We start from the raw sequence: 299 nt of genomic DNA, 5'->3' as shown, positions 1-299 counted from the left end.
ACCCTTTCGGGTTGTATGGTTAAGTGACTAAGCGTACACGGTGGATGCCTTGGCAGTCAGAGGCGATGAAAGGCGTAATAACTTGCGATAAGCCCAGATTAGGTAGTAATAACCTTTTGAGTCTGGGATTCCTGAATGGGGAAACCCACTTACATAAGTAAGTATCCTGTTGTGAATACATAGCAGCAGGAGGCAAACCGGGGGAACTGAAACATCTAAGTACCCCGAGGAAGAGAAATCAACCGAGATTCCGAAAGTAGCGGCGAGCGAAATTGGATTAGCCCTTAAGCTTTTAATGA

Annotated in this window: 1 rRNA gene; it reads left to right on the top strand. The window is 45.8% G+C overall.

Going from position 1 to position 299, the window contains the following annotated elements:
• Positions 1-17: 17 nt before the first annotated feature.
• A 23S ribosomal RNA gene (locus IQQ51_RS00495) occupies positions 18-299 on the top strand; the annotation flags it as partial.

The organism is Vibrio sp. OPT18, from assembly GCF_015163615.1.
GTDB lineage: Bacteria > Pseudomonadota > Gammaproteobacteria > Enterobacterales > Vibrionaceae > Vibrio > Vibrio coralliirubri.
The sequence above is the reverse complement of the archived record's forward strand: the minus strand, read 5'-3'. Positions and strand labels throughout refer to the sequence as shown.